Source organism: Pseudomonas japonica (genome assembly GCF_013522925.1).
Lineage (GTDB): Bacteria > Pseudomonadota > Gammaproteobacteria > Pseudomonadales > Pseudomonadaceae > Aquipseudomonas > Aquipseudomonas japonica_A.
Window position 1 is genome coordinate 26,510 of sequence record NZ_JAAMQU010000023.1, and the last position, 22,510, is coordinate 49,019.

Consider the following 22,510-nt stretch of genomic DNA (forward strand, 5'->3'; position numbering starts at 1 on the left):
TTTCAGTATTTGGTATATACCAACAGGCCCCTTATAAAGGCAGCACTTCACGAGCTACGCAAGGCTGCTGTTCGATGCTTTCGCTGAAAATCATGCTGGAATATTTCCACCCTTGGCCTAATTCGGCGGGTTTCTACGTCGCCCGGGAGCGCGGCTGGTATGCCGAGGCGGGCCTGGACGTGGAGCTTCGGGTACCGGACCCAGAGCGGGGCGACAGCTTGCAGTATCTGCTGGAGGGCCAGGTGGATCTGGCGGTATTCCCTGGCAATCGCCTGCTGGTACGGCGCGATCAAGGCCAGCCGCTCATAGGCGTTGCGGCGATCAACCATGACGGGCTGGAAGCGATCCAGACCCTCACCGATTTCGCCATCGCGCGGCCGCGGGACCTGATGGGCAAACGCCTGGCCATGAACCCTACCCCGCGGGGCCTGGCGATGGTTCGCCACCTGGTGTGCCAAGACGGCGGCGACCCCAATGCGCTGATAATTGTGGATGCTGGCACCCGCGAGCTGCGCCCCGAGGACCTTGCTGCCGGCGTGGCGGATGCCAGCTTTGGCGGTTACTGGGCCTGGGAAGCGCTGATGGACAGCCCTATCGCTGCCGAGCGGCGGCAGGTGTGGCCGGTGAGCCAGTGGGGAGCCCCGCGTTATCACAGTTATCAGCTGGGCGCCCAACAGCAATGGGTTGAGCGCAACCCTGAGGTGCTGCGGGCCTTCCTGGCTGCGACAGAACGCGGCTTCCGGGCCGTGGCCGAGCGACCGCTGCGGGGGCTGGCCGCTTACGAACGGGTGATTCCGTACTTCCCGGCGCGGTTGATCGAACGGTCCCTGGCGCACGTTGCGCCCACTTGGCTGCACCACGGCCGCTGGGGAGAACAACGGCAAGCGTTGATCGAGCCCTATGCGCTGTGGCTACACCAGCATGGCATCCTCGGCAATGCTGCCGTATGGGCCGATGCCTTTACCAATGATTTCCTGCCGGAGCCGCAGCCATGAGCCAGCTGTTGCACAGCCATGGCATGGCCGGAGAGCTCGTTGCGCCCGCATGGCCGCTACTCGCCGAAGCCCAGGTAGAAGAGGTATTGCTCGACTTTCCTCAGCTGGGCGAGCTTGAGGCGCTTCATTGGCATAGCCCGCGGCCGTTTTCGGCTGCGGCATTGGCCACCACGGATACCGGCGAGTGGTTCATCAAGCGTCATCACCCTGGCATTCGCACGGTAGCCGGGCTGGAAGAAGAACATCGGTTCATCGCTCACCTCCGGCAGCATGGGTGCCCGGTACCTCAGGTTCAACGCGCTACAAACCGCCACAGCGCTATCGAGCGTCACGGCTGGACGTATGAAATCCATGCCCATGCCCAAGGGGCCGACCGCTATCGCGACGCCCAATCCTGGGAGCCGTTCCAGCATCCTGCCCATGCCGAGGCAGCGGGTTATGCGCTGGCAAAGTTGCACCGGGCCGCGGAAGGTTATGAGGGCGCGAAACGTACCGCCAACATGCTGGTGAGCCGGCCCCGCTGGCTGACCAGCGCCGATCCGCTAGCCGCTGTGGAAGCCCAGGCCAGTAGCCTGCCGGGGCTGGCGCACTACCTTGCCAGCCGTGACTGGCGCCGTGAATTGGCCGCCCTGCTGCCCTTGCAGCAGGGCGCGCGTGAATACCTTCAGCCACAGCCGCCCTTGTGGACCCATAACGACTGGCATGCTTCTAACCTGCTGTGGGCCGACAAGCCTGAGGCGCACGAGGTGGCGAGCGTGCTGGATTTTGGCCTGTGCGACCGCACGTTTGCCCTCTACGATCTGGCTACCGCCCTGGAGCGTAACGCTATTGCGTGGCTCGGGCTCGATCAGGGCATAACAGTGCAGGCCGATCTCGCCACGGTTGACCAGTTGCTCGCCGGCTACGCCCGGTCGCGGCCACTGCCCGCCGCTTCGATAGACGCGCTCATTGCATTGCTGCCGGTGGTGCATGTGGATTTTGCGTTGTCCGAGGTAGCGTATTTCGAAGGCGTGCTTAACGATCGCGGCAACGCAGACGTGGCTTGGGAGGGTTACCTGTTGCGCCACGCACACTGGTTTGCCCGTGATGAAGGGCAGCGGCTATTGGCCCACTTGCATCAGCGCCGCGGAGACTGGCAATGACCCAACTGTTGATGAGCGCGGCCGAGCTCTACGCGCGCCTCGGTACCCCGGGCCTGGTTATTCTCGATGCAACCGTGGCCCTGCAAGCGCCCCGGTTCGATGGCGACTATCGCGCGCGCAGTGGCTATGAGGGCTGGCAGCAGGCCCATCTCCCTGGCGCAGCCCATGCCGACCTACTCGAGGGGCTGACTGATCCTGATGCCGGCTATAGCTTCGCCATGCCTGCCGCCGACGCCTTTGCCGGGCAGTTGCAACTGCTTGGCATAGGCCCGCACAGTACGCTGGTGCTTTACGACAGTGCCGATGGCTTCTGGGCGGCGCGCTTGTGGTGGATGTTGCGCAGCGTCGGCATCCAGGCCTTTATCCTCGACGGCGGCTTGCAGCTATGGCAGCACGCCGGCCTGCCCCTGCACAGCGGGCCAGCAGTGATTGAACCGGCCACCGAGGCGCCGCCCGTGCGGCCTGACCCGCGCGCCTGGGCCAACCAGGAGGAGGTGCTTGCCATCAGCCAGGGCCATGCGCCGGGCCAGCTGCTGTGCGCGCTGTCGTCGGGGGTGTTCGATGGCAGCGCAGTTACGCGCTATGCCCGCCGCGGGCACATCCCCGGCAGCCTCAATCGCCCAGCCCGTGAAGTCTACCAGGCCGACCACCGTTATCAGCGGGCCGCCGCATTGCGTGCAGCGCTGGGTGAAGCCTTGCTGGCTGACAACGCTCGGCTCGTTTTGTACTGCGGCGGAGGAATCTCCGCTGCCGCCACCGCAGTGGCCCTAACGCTTTTAGGGCGCGACAACGTTGCCCTGTACGACGGCTCCCTCCAGCAATGGAGCGCCAACCCCGCCTTGCCAATGTCCACCGGAGCAGCTCCGGCCTGACTGCCTCCCACAGGCACGCGTACACTCCGCACCCTCGCTCGCCCCTGCACAGGGGGCAGGCGCGCGCGCACCGGAACGACTTGATCATGGAGCTGCTCGATGTTGCATCACCTACCCTTCCCGGCCCGTTTGCTGTTGACCGGTATCGCCCTGGCCTCGGCCGGCGTGGCGGCGGACGATTCCACCACGCTTGGCACCGTGACGGTGGTCGGCGACGCGGCAGATGGTTACCAGGCACCCACTGCCTCGGTGGCGGGCGGCGATGACGCGGCGCTGCTGGACACTCCCGCCTCCGTGTCGGTGTTCAATACCCGGCTGCTGCAAGACCAGCAGGCGCGCCTGCTCAGTGACGTACTGCGTAACGACGCCGCAGCCGGCCAAAGCTATGCCCCGGTGGGCTACTACGAGAATTTCGTGCTGAGGGGGTTCTCGTTGAACGCCGCCAGCAGCTACAAGGTGAACGGCTTTACCATCGCTGGCGAGCAGAACGTGGCGCTTGAGAACAAGGAGCAGGTGGAGGTACTCAAGGGCCTGGCTGGCCTGCAGAGCGGCGTGAGCGACCCGGGTGGCATCATCAATTACGTGAGCAAGCGGCCCCGTGACGTGCGCTCGGTCACCGTTGCCACCAACCAGGACGGCGAGCGCTCCCTGGCCCTGGACGTAGGCAGCTGGTTCGGCGCCGAGCAGCAGTTCGGGATACGCGCCAACCTGGCCCATGAGGATTTGCGTTCTTACGTTGACCATGCCGATGGCGAACGCGATTTCGCGTCGCTGGCCGTAGACTGGGCCATCGACCCCCGATCCACCCTGCAACTGGACGTTGAATATCAGGCCCAGGAGCAGCGCTCGGTACCTGGCTATCAGTTATTAGGCGGTACCGACGTTCCCTATGGCGTAAACCCCCACGACCTGTTGGGCGATCAGGAATGGGCCAAGCCGGTTCGCATGGACTCGCTCAACACCAACGCCCGCTACGCCTACCTGTTGAACGATGACTGGACCGCTCGTTTCGGCCTGGCCCATAGCCAGGTGGTTATCGACGACTACAGCGCCTTCCCATGGGGCTGCTACGGGGCGGCCAGCTGTGCGAACGATGCGGTGCCCAATTACTTCAGCCGCGAAGGCGACTACGACATCTACGACTTCCGCAGCCCCAACGACACCCGGCGGGTCGACGAAGCCCAGGCGTCGCTATCCGGCCGCTTCAACACTGGCAGCCTTCTCCACGAGCTGGAATTGGGCCTCAGCGCCCAGCGGCGCACCCTCGACAGCCATGAAGAAATCAACGAATGGGTAGGCAGCGGCAACCTGTACACCGGCGCCGTCAGTGTGAGCCCGTACAGCGGGGGCCTGGGCCCGAGCTATCGGCACCTGGACAGCCGCCAGTATGGCTTCTCGCTGAATGATCGCGTTCATTTCGGCGAGCATTGGCAGTTGGCGCTTGGCGGGCGTGAGGTATTGCTGGACGAGAAAACGTTCAACAGCGACGGCGATACCACCCGCCATACCCGTGAGTGGAAATTCCTCCCCAACCTGGCGTTGATCTATCAGCCTTGGGCCAATACCTCCTTCTATGCCCGCTACAGCAAGGGCCTCTCTCTGGGTCGAGAGGCCGACTGGTACACCACCAATGCGGGCGAAACTCTTGCACCCACGGTGTCACGCCAGGTGGAACTGGGCGTGAAGCAGGACTGGCAGCGTTTGAGCCTGACTGCGGCGATGTTCCAGATGCATCAGGGCTACCAGTATTCCCAGGCCAACAGCGACGGCACGCTCACCTTCGTGCAGCAGGGCGAGCAGAAAAATACTGGCGTGGAACTGACGGCCAGCGGGCGCGCCACCGAGCAACTTCAACTCACTGCCAGTGTGGCGGCGATCCGTGCTCGCGTAAGCGGTAGCGGCACCGATGCCTACGATGGCCACCAGGCAATCAACGTACCCAAGGTTCGCGCAAGCTTCTACGGGGATTACAGCGTACCGGGCATCGAAGGCCTGGCCCTGCTCGGCGGCGTGCAATACAGCGGCAGCAAATATGCCAACCGCGCCGGCACGGTGAAGGTGGACAATTATGCCGTGTTCAACGCAGGCAGCCGCTTCATCACCCATATCGACGGCTATGAAACTGTGTTCAGGCTGAGCGTGGACAACCTGTTCAACAAGGCATACTGGCGCGACGTTGGCGAATACATGGGCGACGGCTACCTGTTCCCGGGCGCGCCGCGTACCGCGCGCCTGTCCGCCACAGTCAATTTTTAAGGAAAAACGGCCATGTCCAACCTCGAAATACTTGCAGTGGTGGTCAACGTGCTCGGCGTGTGGCTTACGGCGCGGCGCACGCCGTGGTGCTGGCCGGTGAACGTGATCGCGGTGTTGCTGTACGTGTGGATCTTCTATGACGTGAAACTCTACTCGGACATGCTGCTGCAGATTGTCTTCGTGTTCATGCAGGCCTATGGCTGGTGGCGCTGGCGCTCGGGCCAAGTGGACGAAGGCCGTGTGCATGTGGACCGGCTACCAATGCCCATCGCGCTGGCAAGCCTTGCCATCGGTGGGGTGATTGCGCTGGCGCTTGGGGCCAGCATGGCGCACTTCACCGACGCCGAGGTGCCTTGGCTGGACGCCACCCTCACGGCGTACAGCCTGGTAGCCAGCTACTGGGCTGCCCGCAAATACGTGGCCAGCTGGTGGCTGTGGATTGCCTTGGACGCGGTATACACCGGGCTCTATTACTACAAGGCCCTGCCGCTCACCGCCGCGCTCTACGCCGGCTTCATCGTGCTGGCGGTGTATGGCTTGCGGGCGTGGCAGCAAGACCTGGCAGCCCACCCAAGCGCTACCCAACCGGCGCAAGCCCTGCCATGACCATCAAACCCGCCAACGCGCAGTACTTGCGCATTCACCACGCGCTTGGCGCCGACCTCGGTGCCGGCCGCCTGCTCGCTGGCGAGCGTTTTCCGACAGAGCGCGAACTGGCCGAGCGCTTCGGCTGCACGCGGGTAACGCTGCGCCAGGCACTGCAGCGGCTGGAGGCTGAAGGCGTGATCTACCGGGGGCACCGCCGGGGCTGGTTCGTTTCGCCCGCGCCCATAGCTTATGACCCCACGCGCGTGACCGGCTTCATGGATTACGTCAGCGCCCAAGGCCGGGAACCACGCACTGAAAGCCTGCTGGCCGAACGGCGCCAGGCCGAACCCGGGCTGGCGGCACGCATGGGCCTGGACGCCGGCGCCTGGGTTTACCACCTGGAGCGGCGGCGCTGGGTGGACGACCGCCCTGTGTTGCTGGAGACCAACGTGCTAACGGAAGCCTGGTGCCCAGGGTTGCTGGATATGCCATTGGGCAGTTCCCTCACCGAAACGCTTCGCCAGCGCTACCAGCGGGTACAGGCCCGTAGCGAAATCACCCTTAAACCGTGCCTGCTCGATGACACTCAGGGCCAGCTGCTGCAACTGGCGAGTGGCTCCGGTGGCCTTATGCTCGAACGCTTGTGCCGCGATGCCAACGGCACAGCTGTGGAATACGATCGCGAATACTGGCGGCCGGATGCGGTGGAAATACGGCTGGCGGTGGGCCCCGCCCAAGGCTGAAGCCTCTTAGGCCGGTTGCCCGAGAATAGCTTTCAGTAGCCCTGGAAACCGCGCTTCCATTTCCTCGCTTCGCAGCGAATTCATATGCGTGGTGCCCACGTTGCGGGTGTGCACCAGCCCCGCCTCGCGCAGCACGCGGAAGTGATGAGACACACTGGATTTGGGTCGGCCGCCATCCAGTTCACCGCACGAAGCCTGCGCTACAAGCGACAGGCAGCGAACGATTTCCATGCGCACGGGGTCACTTAAGGCGTACAGCACGCGCTCGAGGACGAAGGATTCGGGTTCGGGGTGTTTGTAAGGTCTCATGGCGCCGATGATACCGAGGGGGTTCAATTAACGCCATATTTCGAATACTATCGAACAATCGCACCAACGACTCAGGAGTCACTGCATGGCAACGCTGTTCGAACCCTACTCCCTCAAGGACGTTACGCTGCGCAACCGGATCGCTATTCCGCCGATGTGCCAATACAGTGCCAAGGACGGCGTAATCAACGAATGGCACCACGTGCACTTGGCCAGCATGGCCCGCGGCGGTGCCGGCCTGGTGGTTGTGGAAGCCACTGCAGTCGCGCCGGAAGGCCGTATCACCCCCGGCTGCGCGGGCATCTGGAACGATCAGCAGGCCCAGGCCTTCGTGCCGGCCGTGCAGGCAATCAAGGCGGCAGGCTCGGTACCGGGGATTCAGATTGCCCATGCCGGTCGCAAGGCAAGCGCCAACCGCCCGTGGGAAGGCGACGATCACATGGCCGATTCCGACCCTCGTGCCTGGGAGACCATCGCACCCTCGGCCATCGCCTTCGGCGCCAACCTGCCAAAAGTACCCCGCGCGATGACCCTCGAAGACATCGCTCGCGTGAAACAGGACTTCGTGGACGCTGCCCGCCGCGCCCGCGATGCAGGGTTTGAATGGATCGAGCTACACTTCGCCCATGGTTACCTGGGGCAGAGCTTCTTCTCCGAGCACTCCAACCAGCGCACCGACGCCTACGGCGGAAGCTTCGAGAACCGCAGCCGGTTCCTGCTGGAAACCCTCGCGGCCGTTCGTGAGGTATGGCCGGAAAACCTGCCGCTCACTGCCCGTTTCGGCGTGATCGAATACGACGGCCGCGACGAGCAAACCCTCGAAGAGTCGATCGAACTGGCTCGCCGCTTCAAGGCCGGCGGGCTGGACCTGCTGAGCGTCAGCGTCGGCTTCACCATCCCCGACACCAATATTCCGTGGGGCCCGGCCTTCATGGGCCCGGTGGCTGAACGTGTACGCCGCGAAGCTGGCTTGCCGGTGACTTCGGCCTGGGGCTTCGGCGCGCCGCAACTGGCCGAAGAGGCAGTAAAAGCCGGCCAGCTGGACCTTGTGTCCATCGGCCGCGCACACCTTGCCGACCCCCATTGGGCGTACTTCGCCGCCAAGGAACTGGGCGTGGACAAACCCTCGTGGACCCTCCCTGCGCCTTACGCCCACTGGCTGGAGCGCTATCGCTAAGTAATACCGCCAGGTGTCACCAAGCGTCAGGTTCGCCTGGCGCTTGTCTCGTTCGCATTCGGGGTATGATTGCCCATCCTTTTCCGCGACCGAGCCCCATGTTCAGCCTCAGCCACCTCGTCACCCCTCCTCCGGAAGCCTTCGCCAGCCAGGTGCAACAGTTGGCGATCGATAACCTCACCACCCTTGGCAGCGTGGCGATGGTCCCCAGTAACCCGCTGTATCCCCTGTATCAATACGGCCTGGGCCTCGAGGTGCATCACTACCTGCAGGCGATGGGCGCAGGCACGGATCTGCAAGTCGAGTTGCTGTTGGCCCTCGATGCGCAGAGCCCGGACCAAGTACTGGGTTTCGCCCTGTTTCTACCCGCCACAGGCGCGCCCGATGCCTGCTCCCTGCTCTATCTGGCTGTTCATTCAGGCCATCGCCGCAGGGGTGTCGGCCGCGCGCTGCTAAATGCCGTAGTGCAGCGCTACCCACACACCGAAGCCGCTTGCCTGGTTTCAACGCTGGGCTGGTTCCAGGCCCAAGGCTGGCATGCCGTGGGTACCAGCGGGCCGCAGGTGGTGGTCAATACGCGCCCGGTGCGCACCCTTGGGCATGTTCAGCGGCTGGATGTGGCGCCGCTTTACCGAACGCTCGAGGTGCAGCAAATTCATGCCTACTTGCTCAAACAGCATGGCCGCAGGGCGATGGCGGATGCCGAAAAGCAAAGGGATTACCGGCTTGATCAGCTGGAGCGTCAGGTAAAGCAACATGTGCAGGCTGGGCCGCAATAGCGTTGATCGGGTTTGGCACGCTCAATCCGTAACGCCTGAGGCCCTCATGCCCCGGCGGTCGCCACTGCTTGCTCCAATGCTGTGGCTGCCCGCTGAGCCGCCGCGTCATCGCCCGCCTCGCCCAGCAGCTCGGTCACTTCGTGCAACTGCGCCTCGCTCAGCCCCACTCGCAGGCTGGCGCTCATGTGGGCGCGCAACTGCGATTCAACACCTGGGGTCGCGGCCAGCGCGCCCACCGTGGCCAGCTCGCGGCTGCGCCAGTCAAGGTTATCCCGCTCGAAGATGTCGCCGAACAAGTGAGCCTGAAGGAACCGGTTGATCACCGGTGCAAAATCAAACAACGGGCCCTTCACCGGGCTGCCGGAGATCGTCGTCTGGTTGGCCGTACCTGCTGCCAGTAAAGCCTCACCCGTAGGAATACCCCGGCCCGGCTCGCGCCCCAGTTCATCGTGCACGCCCCGCTGCTGGCGAGCCTCTACAACGTTCATCAGTTCTGAGAGCGCGTTGAGGCTGCGCGGGAAGCCCACGTAGGCATACAGCTGCACCAGCACTTCGCGAGCCTCGCTCACGCTCAGCCCGGCATCCATGCCCTGATTCAACGCCCCGTTCAGCCGCGGCATATCGCTGACCGCCATGCTGGCGGCGATCAAGGGAATCGCCTGCTGCCGCGCTGAAAGGGTTTGCGCTACGGGGGCGTCCGGCAAGCGCCCTGGCGCGACTTTCGGTGCCACACCCTCGCCAAGGTACTGCGCTTCGGTCACCTGCTCTGCCCAGGTCACCACGCTGCCGTCTTGCGCCTCAGCAATGGCAACGTGGGTCATTCCACTGGTGGGCGTGGCACCGTGCCAATGGCGCACGTGAGGCGGAATCCACACCACGTCCCCGGGGCGGATCTCCTGGCGAGCGCTGCCCGCTTGCTGTACGTAGCCGATACCGGCAGTGACGATCAGTGTTTGCCCCAGCGGGTGGGTATGCCACGCCGTACGCGCGCCGGGCTCGAAGGTAACCGTGGCGCCGCTTACCCGCGCCGGCTCATCCGCCTTGAAGGGGCCGTCAACGTGCACCGTGCCAGTGAAGTAGTCCTGGGAGCCCTGCACCGGGGGTTGCGAACCCGCAGCCGAGATACGAATGCTTGCAGCATCCCGACCCGAGGCCTCAGCGGTCATCAGCGAAAGCGCCATGAGTGGGGCAATCAGTGGCTTCATCTAGTGTGCTCCTGGCCTGAAAGGGAAAACGGGCGTTACCCGTTCAATGAGCACAGGCTAGGTGAGATACCCGGAAGGGACTAGGCCGCCAGATCGACATGGACTTATGAGCAGCACTCATCAACGTATGGCGTCTGGCGCAGCCTCTTGGGAGCGGTGAACAGCCCTCAGGCGTGCCAGCAGCGGTACCAGCCGTCCTGCTCGCTTACACGCAGGTCGATCTGGTAAAGCTCGGACAGCCGTTCGCTGGTGAGTACCTCGGCCTTGGGGCCATCCGCCACGATCTGCCCTTTGGCCAACAGCACCACCCGTTCGATTTCGGGGATGATTTCATCGAGGTGGTGGGTAGTGATGATCATCGCATGCTCCGGCCCGCAAAAGCGCCGAAGCAGGTTGAGCATGCCCAGGCTGGCCCCCATGTCCAGGCCATTGGCCGGCTCATCGAGGATAAGCGCGCGCGGTTGATGCACCAACGCGCGTGCCAGCAGCAGCCGGCGCTTCTGCCCGGTAGACAGCCGCTGGAACATGGTGGATTCGTGCCCGGCCATCTCCACGGTGGCCAGCAACGCCCGCGCCTGATCCCGCTGCGCCTCGCTTGCCTGAAGATGCCCATGCGCGCCAATGGCGCCGAAGAAGCCCGAGGTCACCACATCCAGCGCTGGTGTGTGTGGGGTGTAATCGTCCTGCAGGTCCTGGGACACGAAGCCCAGCCGGCTGCGCAGGTCCCACAGGTTCACGTTCTGGCTGCCGAACAGCTTCAAATGGCTGCCTTCCCTGTCCAGCGGGTACAGCTCCCGGGTGATCAGCTTGAGTAACGTACTCTTGCCCGCGCCGTTGGGGCCAAGAATGGCCACCTTTTCTCCAGCGCCAATGTGCAAGGAAAAGCCATCCAGCACGCGGGTCTGCTGCTGGAAAGCGGTGACGTTGTGGAAGTCGATCATCCAAGGCTCGCGTCGGAAACTGTCGGGACACAGACCTTAGAGGGGAAGGCGTTGTTGGCTCAAGGAAAGTTTTTCCAGGGAGGATGAAATCACCCGAATTTATCGGAGCTGGTTTGGATAGAGGCTTTTGGGGGTTCGAATTCAATTTCGGCGGTATCCGGCATCGCCAAGGCATCGACGATGCCCCTAGGCACCGCCATTGGCTGCTCCATCGCATCGTCCGGTTCTGGTCCGTACGTGGGATGTTTAGACAACACGGAGACTGCATCTGCGAGGTCTTCGTAAGCGCCCTCACGGCGAATGAGCTCACGGCTCGAAATGGCGTCAGGCATGGAACCTTCTCACGGTTGGGACGGAAGACGTTACCACACGCTACGCAGACGTCGGGCATGATCGAGCTAACAGTCACCCTTCACTTTCCAAACGCCTGAACTGATTATTTCGCCCACGCGATTCCATCGCTTCGCTGCCCTGCGCAGAATCGGGCGCTTGCGTGCAAACAACAAGAGAAGCCCATGGAAACGAGCATTGAACAACAGGTGTTGACGGCGGCCCGGCATTTGGTCGAGGCGTTCGGCAGTAACGACACCGAGGCGTACTTCGCGGCATTCAGCGAGGACGCTACCTTCCTCTTTCACACCACCCCCGGCGTGCTGGAAAGCCGCGCGGCCTATCGCGCGTTGTGGGACAGCTGGCAGCAGGACGGTTTTCGCGTGCTGAGTTGCGAATCCCGCGAGCCCCGCGTGAGCGTTCAAGGCGATGTGGCGATATTCATGCACGAAGTGGCCACTCGGCTGAGCGTGGGCGGCGAAGAAGTGGAGGCGCTGGAGCGTGAAACCATCGTGTTCCGCCAGCCTGCACCTCAAGGCCGTTGGCTGGCCTGCCACGAGCACCTGTCGGCGATGCCTGTGGCGTAACGGCTGGGCGCAAGCGCGGCTCCCGCAGACGAACGGCAGGCGCGGCGGCAGGGAGCGCCGCACGCGCTACGACGGCGCTTTCCTATGCCCGGAGCCATGCTCGCACCGAAAGTTATCTCAGGGTGCCATTCAGCCTGGCGATGATTGGCCGATAGCGCTTCATGCCTACTTCTGGAGTGTGTCGCATGTCGCTTCGTAAAATCGGGATCGCGCCCCGGGCTGCCTTCGGGTTTGCCACCATCGCATTGTTCATGGCCGTGCTCGGCCTGCTCAGCCTGCGTTCCATGTCGCAGCTCAACGACAACACTCACGAGTTGGCCGACAACTCGCTGGCCTCCACCCGCCTACTCGGCGACCTCACCGATACCGTGGGCCGTTACCGCACCATGTCGTACTTTGTGCTGGTTAACCGCGCCAAGGCTGACGTGGAAAAATCCAGCACCCGCATCAGCGAACTGACCGCCCAGGGCGAACGGCTGATCGACAAGTACGCCGCGCTGGTGGGCGCAGGTGAAGAGCAACAAGACTTCAACAAACTCAAACAGCTGCATGGGCAATACATTGCGGCACTGGATCGCTTGCGCCAGGCTTCACTGGCGGGCCGCGAAAGCGAAATCGCGCCGTTGATTTCCGGTGACCTCAAGGCGGTTTCTGACCAGATCAGCCCAGTGCTGAAACAGCTGACCGACCTCAACCAGCAGAACGGAGACCAGGCCGTTGAAATATCGCAAGGCAAATACGAAGCCGCGCGTTTGCTGGTGTCGTTGATGCTTGCCGCCGCCTTCGCGCTGACCATCGTGCTTGCGCTGGTACTGACTCGCAGCATCGTGCGCCCGTTGCAGGTTGCGGTAGCGTTGGCAGAAAAAGTTGCCGCGGGCGACCTCACCCAAGCCATCCGGCCAGAAGGCCGCGACGAAGTTTCGCGCCTGCAAACCGCTCTGGCTCAGATGCAGGACAACCTGCGCGGTACCCTTTCACGTATCAGCGGGTCGGCGACGCAGCTGGCCTCTGCCGCCGAGGAACTTAACGCTGTGACCGAAGAAGGCTCGCGCGGGCTGCAGCAGCAGAACGATGAAATCGAGCAGGCCGCCACCGCTGTGAATGAAATGACCGCAGCAGTCGAGGAAGTCGCCACCAACGCGGTATCCACTTCGACTGCTTCGCAACAATCCAGCGGTGCCGCCGTGGACGGCCAACAACGGGTGAGCCAGACGGTTGAGGCCATTGTGCAGATGAACCAGGACGTGGAGGCCACTTCCGAGCAGCTTCGTGAGCTGGCCGAGCGCACCCGGGACATTGGCAAGGTGCTGGATGTAATTCGCGCCATTGCCGAACAAACCAACCTGCTGGCCCTCAACGCCGCGATTGAAGCAGCCCGCGCAGGTGAAGCCGGTCGCGGGTTTGCGGTGGTAGCCGATGAAGTACGCGCGTTGGCGCACCGCACTCAGGAATCCACCCGCGAGATCGAAGCCATGGTCAGTGGCATTCAACATGGCAGCGGCCAGGCGGTGGCGTCCATGCACACCAGCAGCGAACGCGCCCGCTTCACGTTGGAAGCGGCCCGCAGCGCTGGCACGGCCCTGGAAGAAATTACCCGCAGCATCAGCGAGATCTCCGAGCGCAACCTGGTGATCGCCAGCGCGGCCGAAGAGCAAGCCCAGGTAGCGCGGGAGGTGGATCGCAACCTGGTGAACATCCGCGATCTGTCGCTGCAGTCCGCTGCCGGCGCCAACCAGACCAGCGCTGCCAGCCACGAACTGTCGCGGCTTGCGGCCGAGCTGAACGAGATGGTGGGGCATTTCAAGGTGTAAGGTGGCGCGCTGGCTTCCTTGTATTCCTGTCCCGCTGCGCCAATACCCTACGCGCTAGGCCACAGCCGGCTCCCAATGCTCATTACCGCACTGGCTGCAGGCCGGCCAACCCTGCACGTCCGCGGTCGCCGTATAGCCGCAGCGGTTGCAGGCCAATAGCTCGGTTTGCGCTGGCGGCTGGGCATCGGGCAACGGCGGCAGCAGCGACAGCCCAGGCCTGGGCTGCACGTAGCGCAACAAGGTGAAACGGCCGGTGGATTCAAGGTACACGCGGCGCAGCTGCCCCAGTTGCTGCACGCCCTGAGCGCGCAGCTCGGAGTGCACCCGGTCCAGGCTGAGGCCGGCCTTGTTGAGTTCGTCCATCAGCAAACGGCCGTCGGCCAGCAATAGTGTGACATCCCCCTGCACCCGCACCTCGACGGCGCGCCATCTGAACGAGGCCGTGGACAGTCCGCGCTGGAACACCAAGGCACACACTAGCAATACGACTGCGGGCAGCACGCCTTGACTGGGCGTTTGCAGCGGTGCGCCGATGGCCGCGCCGAGAGTGAGCATTACGGTCAGCTCCGAGATGCTCAGCTGCGCAGCCATACGTTTGCCCAGCAGCCGCATCACGATGAACAGCGCGACGTACACCACAAGCGCCCGGCCGACTACCTCCAGCAGGAACAACCAAGGCGCGTTGCCTACCAGCAGGCGATGCAGGGTCGCGGCCGCATCGCCGCTCATTGGGCGAGTACCTGCGCAGCCGGCTCCCATTCCCTGGCGCTACAGCGCGGGCAAACCGCAGGTGGGCTGTCATCCTGGCGATAACCGCAGGATGAGCAGCATCGGGTGTGTTCCACGGCCGCTTCGCGCCGTAGTACTTCATCGATACTTGGAAGGATGCACAGGCCAGGCTCCGGCTGCTCGGCACGCACCAGGGTCAGTTTGCCGGAGGGCTCCAGCCAGGCTCGGCTCACCTGCCCCAGGTGCTGCACCTGAAAATCGCGCAACAGGGCATACAGCTTTTCCCGGGACAGGCCTGCCTGCTTCAGCGCTGGCAGCACCAGCGCCCCCTGGCTCACCACCAGGTCGGGCCCACCAGACACCGCCCTGGCAACCCGTGCGTTCTTCATGCTCAGCGCAACCACCGCCCGCTGGATGGAGATCAGCACTGCGATGATCACCAGCGGTGGCAACAGGCCGCGTTCCTGCGCTTGCAAGGGGATACCGACCGCGCCGGCAAGGGTTACCACGATCGACAGTTCAAACAGCGTGTATTGCGAGACCACCCTGCGGCCAAGCAGGCGCATGCAGTACATCAGCATCCAGTACAACACCGCCGCACGGCCGCAGATCTCCAGCAGCATCCACGGGCTGGCCTCGCCGAACAGAAACCTGTGCCACTCCACGGTCCATTGCCTCCAGTACGTTTCTGGAGTGTATGAGCCGCTATCCGATGCCCGGGTTCGTTTTAAATCGGCCGCTTAGCCCTTGCTGAGCCAGCGAGCGCACCATTGGGTAACCCGCGGCATGATCACGAACACCACAAGCCCCACAATGCACGCCGTGATCAACATGTTGCTCGGCAGCGTGCCGCCCAGTTCAGGATAACGCTGGAACAAGGGGCGCCATAGCATGGGGATCACGATGGACAGTGGCAGGATCACGGCGTAACTGATCACCGCCTGCTTCCATTTCGGAGGCTGCGCGCCAGCGCCGCGTACCGGGGTAAACCAGAATTCGGCGTCGCTGTGCACCAGGGGGTGGTCGCCGTCCTCCAGCAGCGGCAGCACTTCGGCGACCAGCCCCTGCCGCTCGCCAGAGTCGATCCAGGTCTGCAGTTGCTCGGCACTGGCGAAGCGCAGCACGGACGTGAACACCTGGCTGTCGGCGGCGGGCCGTATCACGTTTACACCCAGGTGCCCCGGCTGGCCACGCGCGGCTTTCACCGTGCGCTTGAGCCAGGCCTCATAGGCCGATTGCTGGCCAGGCCGAACCTTGTGGTTGATCACAAGTGTAACCACGCTGTTGGGGCCGGCCGGCCCCGGCACGACTGGCCCCGGCACTGGCTCGGCGGGGGGCTCTTGCACAGGCAAGGGATGGTCGACCATGAGGGCGTTTCCTGACACGTGAAAACCACCAGTGTGGAAGGCCCGCCCATTACCGGATTGTACTGGCGTGCTGGCTTTCGATTTACTGCGCGGCCGGTTTCAGCCGACGCTGAATGATCTCGAACAGAGGGCTGCCATGGCGGGGCAAAGGATCCGGCGTGCCCGCCTCGATGGCTTTCCAGTAGGCCCAGGGCACCGGCCGGGTTCCCAGCTCGTAATCCATCCCGTCCCATGCATCCTCCCGGAAGGCGTAAAACGCCCAGTGCACCCCTGCCTGCTCGGTGACGTCCAGCACATCAGTGAGGTAAGCCCCACACCCCGGCCACCTTCGCAGGCATCCGAATTCACCCAGCACCAAGTGCTGCGGTGGTACCCCGGCGCCCCTTGCCCAGCGCGTGAAACTGCCCAGGTAATCCGCCACCCTTGCCTTGCCCCAGAATTGCTGATGCTCGGCGAACGGTGCCAGCCCTGGGTAGGCATGTAATGGCCGGTTGAACATCGACGGGTCGCTGGTGGCCTTCCAAGGCTCGTACATGTGCACGCTATACAGCACGTTGCGGTCAGCCAGGGGCACTGGCCAATAGCTGAAACCGTCGGCGGCGGCATACCACCCGGCGTCCACCATGATCGGAGTGTGCGGGTCTACCTCACGTATGGCCTTCACCACCTGCGTATAGAAGGCCGGCAGATCGCGGCCGGTGCCTTGCCTGGCGGCGTACCACGCATGCCCGTCTGCCTGAGGCGCATGCTCGGCCAGCCCGCCGTGGCGTTCGGGGGCTGGCTCATTGACCAGGTTGTAGGCCGCGACAGCGGGGTGATCGCGCAGCGCGCGCGCCAGGTCTTGCCAGAAGGTCGCGGCTGCGCGCCAGTTCTGGGTATCGGCCCATAAGCGGTCATCGAAGCGCCCCCCGTTGTTCTGCGACCAGCGCATCAAAGGCAGCGACAGCGGCGCGATCACCACCTTCAACCCCGCACGGTGAGCGCGATCGAGCGTACCGATGAGGGTTTGCAGGTCCTGGCTGGCAAGGCCCTTATAGCCATCCGCGTTGCCGATAAGAAAATCCACCTCCCCTGCCGGCCACTTGTCATAGGCCAGGCGCACCCAGGTAGCGCCTGTAGCAGAAAGGACCTCGAAATAGCCCTGCCCGGGCGGCAACCGGTTGAAGCTGTTGGCGCCTCGCTGGGGCGTTGCCCAGAAGGCCATGAGGTCGGCGGCCCAAAGGCCAGGGCTGGTGGGCCACAGCAGGGCAATGGCCAGGAAGATCGCTTTGCGCACGGGTGTGCCTGTGGAATGGCTGCAGGGGCGCTGACTATATAAAACACCTAAGGCCAGGGATGCAGGACGCGGCTGAAACGCTTGTGGGAAAGAGGGAAATATCTCCCCTGGGCAACGCGGTACTCGAGCCATCGACCAACGGCGGCTTGACGGACCTTGCGGAATGCGGTTTCCTGAAACCGGTTTCAACCTGTCCTGAACAAACACAAAAGGATGACAGGCCTGTGAATGGTTCTTCTCCCGCACGCCGTGTGACCATGCACGACGTCGCCCGCCACGCTGGCGTTTCCAAGGCAAGCGTTTCCCGGTTCATCGGCGAGGACCGCGGCCTGCTGTCCGAGGGTATTGCCCAGCGGATCGAAGCCGCTATTGCCAGCCTCGGCTACCGCCCCAACCAGATGGCCCGCGGCCTCAAGCGTGGGCGCACCCGTCTCATCGGCATGTTGATGGCCGATATCCGCAACCCCTATTCCATCGCGGTAATGCACGGTGTAGAAACCGCCTGTCGGCAACACGGCTACAGCCTTGTGGTGTGCAATACCGACCGCGACCCGGATCAGGAAGCCCGACAGCTCGAAGCGCTGCATGCCTACAACATTGAAGGGCTGATCGTTAACACCCTTGGGCGCCATCCCGAGCAACTTCGAGCGTTGCAGAGTGACATGCCTATTGTGCTGGTGGACCGCAAGCTGGAGGCTCTCGGTACCGACCTGGTGGGGCTCGATAACGCCGGCGCGGTGAACATGGCCATTGAGCACCTGCTTGAGCAGGGCTATCGCGACCTCGCGCTGGTGATGGAACCGGCGGAAGGCGCCAGCTCGCGCAGCGAACGCCGCGCCGCCTTCGACGCCGTCGTTTCCAGTTCGGCAGGGGTGCGCGGCCACGTGATGCAAACCGGCCCCGACCTGCAAGGCGCCCTCGCCCGCTTTCTTGGTGCCCGTGACCACGGGCCCAAGGCGGTGTTTTGCGCCAATGGCGTAGCCGCGCTCGCTACCACGTTTGCCCTGCGCGAAGCAGGCGCTCGGCTGTTTGACGATGTGGGGCTCATTGCCTTGGATGACCTGGATTGGTACCCCTTGGTAGGCAGTGGGATCACCGCCCTTGCACAGCCAACGGATGCCATTGGCCGTACCGCCTTTGACTGCCTGGTACGCCGGCTGCGGGGCGACCCGGGCCCCGATCGGCAGATTGACCTTCCTGCACAGCTGGTCGTGCGTGGATCCACCCCCCGGCAACGCAGCTAAACTCAACGAACAAGGCGCGCCGCGGGAGGGAACGAGTACCCGAACACCGCGTCGTACCATGAAATGAAACCGGTTTCAGAGGATAACAATAATGCATCAGCCCGTTTCCATCAGCCTGTCCAGCTTCGGCGCGGAATACGTTCGCAGTCGCGGGCAGGCATCCTGTTTCGAACTGCTTTCCCAAGCCGGTGCCACCCATGTAGAGCTGCGCGAGGAGCTGCTGGAAGCCAACCCGGACCTTTCCACCTATGCCAACCTTGCGGCCGAGCTAAAGCTGACGCTGGTGTACTCTTCGCCGCTCGAGGTATGGCAGGCAAACACCAACTACCCCAACCCCGCCCTTGCTGAGGTGCTGATGGCCGCGCAGCGTGCCTGCGCGGTCTGGCTCAAGACGTCGCTGGGCCATTTCACACCCAATGCCGACCTCAAGGCGCTGGCTGCGCTGCTCAAGGATTCCCCGGTGCGGTTGCTGGTCGAAAACGACCAGACCGCCCAAGGTGGACGGATTGAACCGCTGGTTCAGTTCTTTACCGCAGCCCGGGCGCGCGGCGTTCCGGTGGGGATGACCTTCGACATCGGCAACTGGCAGTGGCAGGCACAATCAGCCCTTGGCGCCGCTGGCCAGCTAGGCCAGTACGTAGAGTACCTGCATTGCAAGGCGGTACGCCTGAGCCCCGCTGGCAAACTGGTGGCGGTGCCGCCGGAGGCACGTGACCTGTCGAGTTGGGCCAGCCTGCTGCGGCGTTTCCCGGCCGGCATCGTGCGCGCGATTGAATACCCCCTTCAGGGCGATGATCTGGCAGGCGTTGTGAAACAGCGGGTAAGTGAACTGGCAGCGCTGGGCACCCAGCGGGAGGCCACCCATGCCTGACTACGACATCCTCGGTTTCGGCGAAACCATGGCCATGTTCGTGGCCGATGAATACGGCGACCTGGCCAAGGTCGGGCATTTTCACAAGCGCATCGCCGGTGCTGACAGCAACGTCGCCATTGGCCTGGCGCGCCTGGGGTTGAACGTGGCCTGGCTCAGCCGCACGGGGGCGGATTCGTTCGGCCGGTTTGTAGTCGACAGCCTGGTGGCCGAAGGCCTGGATTGTCGCTTCGTGCGCACCGACCCACACCGCCCTACCGGCTTCCAACTCAAATCCAGCGAAGCCGACGGCCGCGATCCCGCCGTGGAGTATTTCCGCCGCGGCTCAGCGGCCAGCGCCATGAGCGTCGCAGACGTAGACCCCTCGTTACTTCAGGCGCGGCACCTGCATGCCACCGGCATTCCCCCGGCCTTGTCGGCCGACGCGCACGAATTGTCGGCGTACTTGATCGCAGAGATGCGCGAACGCGGGCGCAGCGTGTCGTTCGACCCCAACCTGCGGCCATCGCTATGGCCCAACGAGCGCACCATGATCGACAGCATCAACCGCCTCGCCTGCCAGGCCCACTGGGTACTCCCGGGGCTGGCCGAAGGTCGCCTGCTGACCGGGTGTGAAAACCCGCCCGACATCGCCGCCTGGTACCTGGACCATGGCGTGGAGGCCGTGGCGATCAAGCTGGGGCCTGAAGGCGCCTATTACCGCACCGCCCAGGCCGAGGGCATGGTAGCGGGGTTCCCGGTAGAACGCGTGGTGGACACCGTGGGTGCGGGCGACGGGTTCGCCGTGGGCGTGATCAGCGCGCTGCTTGAGGGCCAGGGTTTCGCCCAGGCGGTGCGCCGTGGCAACTGGATCGGCAGCCTGGCCGTTCAAAGCCCTGGCGATATGGAAGGCCTGCCCGGGCTGGAGCAGCTACAGGCCGCGCGAGAGCAACTGCAAGGCTAGCCGCTTGAATACACCGACCAACAACAATAAGTGGAGTGTGATCATGAGTGCATTGAAACTGGCCAGCCGCCGCTGGTGGTACCTGATGCCGGTGGTGTTCATCACCTACAGCCTGGCGTACCTGGACCGCGCCAACTATGGCTTTGCTGCCGCCTCCGGGATGGCCGAAGACCTGCACATCACACCTGGCATGTCCTCCCTGCTGGGCGCGCTGTTCTTCCTCGGGTATTTCTTTTTCCAGGTACCCGGCGCGATATACGCCGAAAAGCGCAGCGTGAAGAAGCTGATCTTTGTCAGCCTGATCCTCTGGGGTGGGCTGGCCAGCCTGACGGGTGTGGTCACCGATGCCTATTGGCTGATTGCCATCCGCTTCCTCCTCGGCGTGGTCGAAGCCGTGGTGATGCCTGCGATGCTGGTGTACCTCTGCCACTGGTTCACCCGGGCCGAACGTTCCCGCGCCAACACCTTCCTGATCCTCGGCAACCCGGTCACGATGCTGTGGATGTCGGTCGTATCCGGCTACCTGGTGCAGCACTACTCCTGGCGCTGGATGTTCATCATCGAAGGCTTGCCAGCGGTAATCTGGGCCTTCATATGGTGGAAGCTCGCCGATGAGCGCCCGGCTCAGGCCAAGTGGTTGAGCGTGCCCCAGCGCGAAGCCCTGGAGAGCGCCCTGGAAGCCGAACAGCAAGGCTTCAAGCCGGTGAAGAATTACGCCGAGGCGTTCCGTTCGCCCAAGGTGATCCTGCTGTCCGTGCAGTACTTCTGCTGGAGCATCGGGGTCTACGGGTTCGTGATCTGGCTACCGTCCATCCTCAAGAAAGGCCAGGAAATGGACATGGTGCAGGCCGGCTGGCTGTCGGCGCTGCCTTATCTTGCCGCCGTCATCGCGATGATTCTGTGCTCGTGGGGCTCGGACAAGCTGCAGAAGCGCAAGCACTTCGTATGGCCGCCCCTGCTGCTCGCCGCCCTGGCGTTCTATGGCTCGTATGCGCTGGGCAGCACGCATTTCTGGTGGTCCTATGCATTGCTCACCTTTGCCGGTGCCTGTATGTACGCGCCTTACGGGCCGTTCTTCGCGATTGTTCCGGAGATTCTTCCGGGCAACGTAGCCGGTGGCGCAATGGCGTTGATCAACAGCATGGGCGCCCTGGGTTCGTTCGCGGGCTCCTGGATTGTCGGCTACCTCAACGGCAGCACCGGTAGCCCTTCGGCGTCGTACCTGTTCATGAGCGCGGCCTTGGCGATCTCGGCAGTGCTCACGCTGTGCCTGCGTACCCGCGATGAAAAAACCCGGCCCGCCCCGGTGGCCGCTCGAACTGCTCACGTGTAAGAAGGCAACCTGATGAACAAGCATGTCGTGGTTTACAAGCAGCTGTCCGCGCCCTTGATGGAACGATTGCGAGCCGCTGCCAGGGTCACCGTGATCGATGATGTGAAGGGAGCAGGCTATGCCGCCCTATGTGACGCCCTACCCACCGCCCATGGGCTACTGGGCGCCAGCCTGAGGATCGATGACGAACTGCTCGCCTTGGCACCGCAGCTGGAAGTGATTTCCAGCGTGTCCGTGGGCATCGACAACTACGAGGTAGAGGCGCTTGACCGCCGCGGCATCCAGCTTACCCACACGCCGGACGTGTTGACCGAAACCACCGCCGACACCGGTTTTGCACTGTTGATGGCCACGGCCCGGCGTGTGGTCGAGCTGGCGCGCTGGGTGCGCGATGGGCATTGGCAGGCCAGCCTGGCCCCAACCCATTTCGGCACCGACGTCCACGGGAAAACCCTGGGCATCGTGGGTATGGGACGCATCGGCCAGGCCTTGGCACAGCGCGGGCATTTCGGCTTCAACATGCCCGTGCTGTATCACAGCCACCGTCCACGCCCCGAGGCTGACCAGCGCTTTGGTGCCCGGCACTGCTCTCTGGATGATCTGCTGCGGGGTGCGGATTTCGTCTGCCTTACCTTGCCACTCACCGAGGCGACGCGGGGCCTGATCGGGGAGCGAGAATTGGGGTTGATGAAGCCGGGTGCCATCCTTGTCAATATCGCCCGGGGGCCCGTGGTGGATGAGCCCGCGCTTATCCGTGCATTGAAACAGGGCCGCCTGCGCGGGGCCGGGCTTGACGTCTTCGATCAGGAACCGCTCAGCCCCGACTCCCCCCTGCTGCGGTTGGACAACGTGGTCGCCACTCCACACATCGGTTCGGCCACTGACGAAACCCGAGAGGCCATGGCCGCCTGTGCGGTAGATAACCTTCTGGCGGTGCTCTCGGGGCAACCGCCGCGTAACCCCGCCAACCAGCCACGGCGGTGAACGCACAGCCGGCCGTTTGGCCAGGGGA

The 22,510-nt window shown here is 63.7% G+C and carries 23 protein-coding genes; 15 read left to right on the forward strand and 8 right to left on the reverse strand.

The window, feature by feature from the left end:
• Positions 1-74 precede the first annotated feature (74 nt).
• From G7016_RS23735 to G7016_RS23760, 6 genes are all read left to right on the forward strand, one after another.
• Positions 75-995: an ABC transporter substrate-binding protein gene (locus G7016_RS23735; protein ID WP_181118258.1), complete on the forward strand. Its 921-nt coding sequence runs from the start codon at positions 75-77 to the stop codon at positions 993-995.
• Positions 992-2,137 (forward strand): phosphotransferase enzyme family protein, encoded by a 1,146-nt coding sequence (locus G7016_RS23740; RefSeq protein WP_181118259.1) that lies wholly within the window; start codon positions 992-994, stop codon positions 2,135-2,137. The genes G7016_RS23735 and G7016_RS23740 overlap by 4 nt, the downstream gene beginning before the upstream one ends.
• Positions 2,134-3,009: a sulfurtransferase gene (locus G7016_RS23745; protein ID WP_181118260.1), complete on the forward strand. Its 876-nt coding sequence runs from the start codon at positions 2,134-2,136 to the stop codon at positions 3,007-3,009. The genes G7016_RS23740 and G7016_RS23745 overlap by 4 nt, the downstream gene beginning before the upstream one ends.
• Positions 3,010-3,108: 99 nt before the next feature.
• Positions 3,109-5,265, forward strand: a complete 2,157-nt coding sequence (locus tag G7016_RS23750; RefSeq protein ID WP_181118261.1) for a TonB-dependent siderophore receptor — start codon at positions 3,109-3,111, stop codon at positions 5,263-5,265.
• A 12-nt stretch (positions 5,266-5,277) separates the two neighbouring features.
• Positions 5,278-5,871, forward strand: coding sequence for a nicotinamide riboside transporter PnuC (gene pnuC, locus G7016_RS23755; RefSeq protein ID WP_181118262.1), 594 nt, complete (start codon positions 5,278-5,280; stop codon positions 5,869-5,871).
• Entirely contained in the window at positions 5,868-6,596 is a 729-nt protein-coding gene (locus tag G7016_RS23760; protein WP_181118263.1) for a UTRA domain-containing protein, read from the forward strand. Before pnuC ends, G7016_RS23760 begins: the two co-directional genes overlap by 4 nt.
• A gap of 6 nt (positions 6,597-6,602) precedes the next feature.
• Here G7016_RS23760 and G7016_RS23765 read toward each other — a convergent pair whose 3' ends face one another.
• Entirely contained in the window at positions 6,603-6,905 is a 303-nt protein-coding gene (locus tag G7016_RS23765) for an ArsR/SmtB family transcription factor (RefSeq protein ID WP_181118264.1), read from the reverse strand.
• Between the two features lie 85 nt (positions 6,906-6,990).
• Here G7016_RS23765 and G7016_RS23770 point away from each other — a divergent pair, with 85 nt between their 5' ends.
• A complete protein-coding gene (locus G7016_RS23770) occupies positions 6,991-8,082 on the forward strand; it encodes an NADH:flavin oxidoreductase/NADH oxidase (RefSeq protein WP_181118265.1) in 1,092 nt (363 codons plus the stop codon).
• A 98-nt stretch (positions 8,083-8,180) separates the two neighbouring features.
• Complete coding sequence (locus G7016_RS23775) at positions 8,181-8,861, forward strand: GNAT family N-acetyltransferase (RefSeq protein ID WP_181118266.1); 681 nt, start codon at positions 8,181-8,183, stop codon at positions 8,859-8,861.
• A gap of 44 nt (positions 8,862-8,905) precedes the next feature.
• Here G7016_RS23775 and G7016_RS23780 read toward each other — a convergent pair whose 3' ends face one another.
• From G7016_RS23780 to G7016_RS23790, 3 genes are all read right to left on the reverse strand, one after another.
• Positions 8,906-10,066 carry a (R)-mandelonitrile lyase gene (locus tag G7016_RS23780; RefSeq protein WP_181118267.1) on the reverse strand — a complete coding sequence of 387 codons (1,161 nt, stop codon included), beginning with the start codon at positions 10,064-10,066 and terminating at the stop codon, positions 8,906-8,908.
• A gap of 167 nt (positions 10,067-10,233) precedes the next feature.
• The gene (locus tag G7016_RS23785) at positions 10,234-11,007 is read right to left on the reverse strand and encodes an ABC transporter ATP-binding protein (protein ID WP_181118268.1); all 774 of its coding nucleotides are present in this window, start codon (positions 11,005-11,007) and stop codon (positions 10,234-10,236) included.
• An 89-nt stretch (positions 11,008-11,096) separates the two neighbouring features.
• The gene (locus G7016_RS23790) at positions 11,097-11,339 is read right to left on the reverse strand and encodes a hypothetical protein (protein ID WP_181118281.1); all 243 of its coding nucleotides are present in this window, start codon (positions 11,337-11,339) and stop codon (positions 11,097-11,099) included.
• 183 nt (positions 11,340-11,522) lie between these two features.
• Here G7016_RS23790 and G7016_RS23795 point away from each other — a divergent pair, with 183 nt between their 5' ends.
• Positions 11,523-11,924, forward strand: coding sequence for a YybH family protein (locus tag G7016_RS23795; RefSeq protein ID WP_181118269.1), 402 nt, complete (start codon positions 11,523-11,525; stop codon positions 11,922-11,924).
• A gap of 185 nt (positions 11,925-12,109) precedes the next feature.
• Positions 12,110-13,735, forward strand: a complete 1,626-nt coding sequence (locus G7016_RS25840; protein WP_181118270.1) for a methyl-accepting chemotaxis protein — start codon at positions 12,110-12,112, stop codon at positions 13,733-13,735.
• Between the two features lie 54 nt (positions 13,736-13,789).
• Here the strand turns inward: G7016_RS25840 and G7016_RS23805 are convergent, their stop codons facing one another.
• The 4 genes from G7016_RS23805 to G7016_RS23820 form a co-directional block, all read right to left on the reverse strand.
• The gene (locus G7016_RS23805) at positions 13,790-14,464 is read right to left on the reverse strand and encodes a DUF421 domain-containing protein (RefSeq protein ID WP_181118271.1); all 675 of its coding nucleotides are present in this window, start codon (positions 14,462-14,464) and stop codon (positions 13,790-13,792) included.
• On the reverse strand, positions 14,461-15,129 hold the full coding sequence (locus G7016_RS25425) for a DUF421 domain-containing protein (RefSeq protein ID WP_181118272.1): 669 nt from the start codon (positions 15,127-15,129) through the stop codon (positions 14,461-14,463). Before G7016_RS25425 ends, G7016_RS23805 begins: the two co-directional genes overlap by 4 nt.
• 75 nt (positions 15,130-15,204) lie before the next feature.
• A complete protein-coding gene (locus G7016_RS23815; protein WP_181118273.1) occupies positions 15,205-15,831 on the reverse strand; it encodes an antibiotic biosynthesis monooxygenase in 627 nt (208 codons plus the stop codon).
• Between the two features lie 82 nt (positions 15,832-15,913).
• Entirely contained in the window at positions 15,914-17,035 is a 1,122-nt protein-coding gene (locus G7016_RS23820; protein WP_181118280.1) for a glycoside hydrolase family 5 protein, read from the reverse strand.
• Positions 17,036-17,364: 329 nt separating this feature from the next.
• On the opposite strand from G7016_RS23820, the gene G7016_RS23825 reads away from it, so the two are divergent.
• From G7016_RS23825 to G7016_RS23845, 5 genes are all read left to right on the forward strand, one after another.
• Positions 17,365-18,351, forward strand: coding sequence for a LacI family DNA-binding transcriptional regulator (locus G7016_RS23825; RefSeq protein WP_219854580.1), 987 nt, complete (start codon positions 17,365-17,367; stop codon positions 18,349-18,351).
• A gap of 91 nt (positions 18,352-18,442) precedes the next feature.
• Positions 18,443-19,222: an AP endonuclease gene (locus G7016_RS23830; RefSeq protein ID WP_181118275.1), complete on the forward strand. Its 780-nt coding sequence runs from the start codon at positions 18,443-18,445 to the stop codon at positions 19,220-19,222.
• Positions 19,215-20,165 (forward strand): sugar kinase, encoded by a 951-nt coding sequence (locus tag G7016_RS23835; RefSeq protein ID WP_181118276.1) that lies wholly within the window; start codon positions 19,215-19,217, stop codon positions 20,163-20,165. The genes G7016_RS23830 and G7016_RS23835 overlap by 8 nt, the downstream gene beginning before the upstream one ends.
• A gap of 43 nt (positions 20,166-20,208) precedes the next feature.
• Positions 20,209-21,498 (forward strand): MFS transporter, encoded by a 1,290-nt coding sequence (locus G7016_RS23840; RefSeq protein WP_181118277.1) that lies wholly within the window; start codon positions 20,209-20,211, stop codon positions 21,496-21,498.
• Between the two features lie 12 nt (positions 21,499-21,510).
• A complete protein-coding gene (locus tag G7016_RS23845) occupies positions 21,511-22,482 on the forward strand; it encodes a 2-hydroxyacid dehydrogenase (RefSeq protein WP_181118278.1) in 972 nt (323 codons plus the stop codon).
• Positions 22,483-22,510 lie beyond the last annotated feature (28 nt).

Excerpts from the sequence above, each read along its gene's own strand:
- pnuC (WP_181118262.1), top strand. The coding sequence starts at position 5,278 with ATGTCCAACCTCGAAATACTTGCAGTGGTGGTCAACGTGCTCGGCGTG.
- G7016_RS23815 (WP_181118273.1), bottom strand. The coding sequence starts at position 15,831 with ATGGTCGACCATCCCTTGCCTGTGCAAGAGCCCCCCGCCGAGCCAGTG.
- G7016_RS23835 (WP_181118276.1), top strand. The coding sequence starts at position 19,215 with ATGCCTGACTACGACATCCTCGGTTTCGGCGAAACCATGGCCATGTTC.
- G7016_RS23750 (WP_181118261.1), top strand. The coding sequence starts at position 3,109 with ATGTTGCATCACCTACCCTTCCCGGCCCGTTTGCTGTTGACCGGTATC.
- G7016_RS23840 (WP_181118277.1), top strand. The coding sequence starts at position 20,209 with ATGAGTGCATTGAAACTGGCCAGCCGCCGCTGGTGGTACCTGATGCCG.
- G7016_RS23780 (WP_181118267.1), bottom strand. The coding sequence starts at position 10,066 with ATGAAGCCACTGATTGCCCCACTCATGGCGCTTTCGCTGATGACCGCT.
- G7016_RS25840 (WP_181118270.1), top strand. The coding sequence starts at position 12,110 with ATGTCGCTTCGTAAAATCGGGATCGCGCCCCGGGCTGCCTTCGGGTTT.
- G7016_RS23760 (WP_181118263.1), top strand. The coding sequence starts at position 5,868 with ATGACCATCAAACCCGCCAACGCGCAGTACTTGCGCATTCACCACGCG.
- G7016_RS23795 (WP_181118269.1), top strand. The coding sequence starts at position 11,523 with ATGGAAACGAGCATTGAACAACAGGTGTTGACGGCGGCCCGGCATTTG.
- G7016_RS23830 (WP_181118275.1), top strand. The coding sequence starts at position 18,443 with ATGCATCAGCCCGTTTCCATCAGCCTGTCCAGCTTCGGCGCGGAATAC.
- G7016_RS23790 (WP_181118281.1), bottom strand. The coding sequence starts at position 11,339 with ATGCCTGACGCCATTTCGAGCCGTGAGCTCATTCGCCGTGAGGGCGCT.
- G7016_RS23805 (WP_181118271.1), bottom strand. The coding sequence starts at position 14,464 with ATGAGCGGCGATGCGGCCGCGACCCTGCATCGCCTGCTGGTAGGCAAC.
- G7016_RS23820 (WP_181118280.1), bottom strand. The coding sequence starts at position 17,035 with ATGGCCTTCTGGGCAACGCCCCAGCGAGGCGCCAACAGCTTCAACCGG.
- G7016_RS23785 (WP_181118268.1), bottom strand. The coding sequence starts at position 11,007 with ATGATCGACTTCCACAACGTCACCGCTTTCCAGCAGCAGACCCGCGTG.
- G7016_RS23775 (WP_181118266.1), top strand. The coding sequence starts at position 8,181 with ATGTTCAGCCTCAGCCACCTCGTCACCCCTCCTCCGGAAGCCTTCGCC.
- G7016_RS23765 (WP_181118264.1), bottom strand. The coding sequence starts at position 6,905 with ATGAGACCTTACAAACACCCCGAACCCGAATCCTTCGTCCTCGAGCGC.
- G7016_RS23735 (WP_181118258.1), top strand. The coding sequence starts at position 75 with ATGCTTTCGCTGAAAATCATGCTGGAATATTTCCACCCTTGGCCTAAT.
- G7016_RS23740 (WP_181118259.1), top strand. The coding sequence starts at position 992 with ATGAGCCAGCTGTTGCACAGCCATGGCATGGCCGGAGAGCTCGTTGCG.
- G7016_RS23845 (WP_181118278.1), top strand. The coding sequence starts at position 21,511 with ATGAACAAGCATGTCGTGGTTTACAAGCAGCTGTCCGCGCCCTTGATG.
- G7016_RS23825 (WP_219854580.1), top strand. The coding sequence starts at position 17,365 with ATGCACGACGTCGCCCGCCACGCTGGCGTTTCCAAGGCAAGCGTTTCC.
- G7016_RS23745 (WP_181118260.1), top strand. The coding sequence starts at position 2,134 with ATGACCCAACTGTTGATGAGCGCGGCCGAGCTCTACGCGCGCCTCGGT.
- G7016_RS23770 (WP_181118265.1), top strand. The coding sequence starts at position 6,991 with ATGGCAACGCTGTTCGAACCCTACTCCCTCAAGGACGTTACGCTGCGC.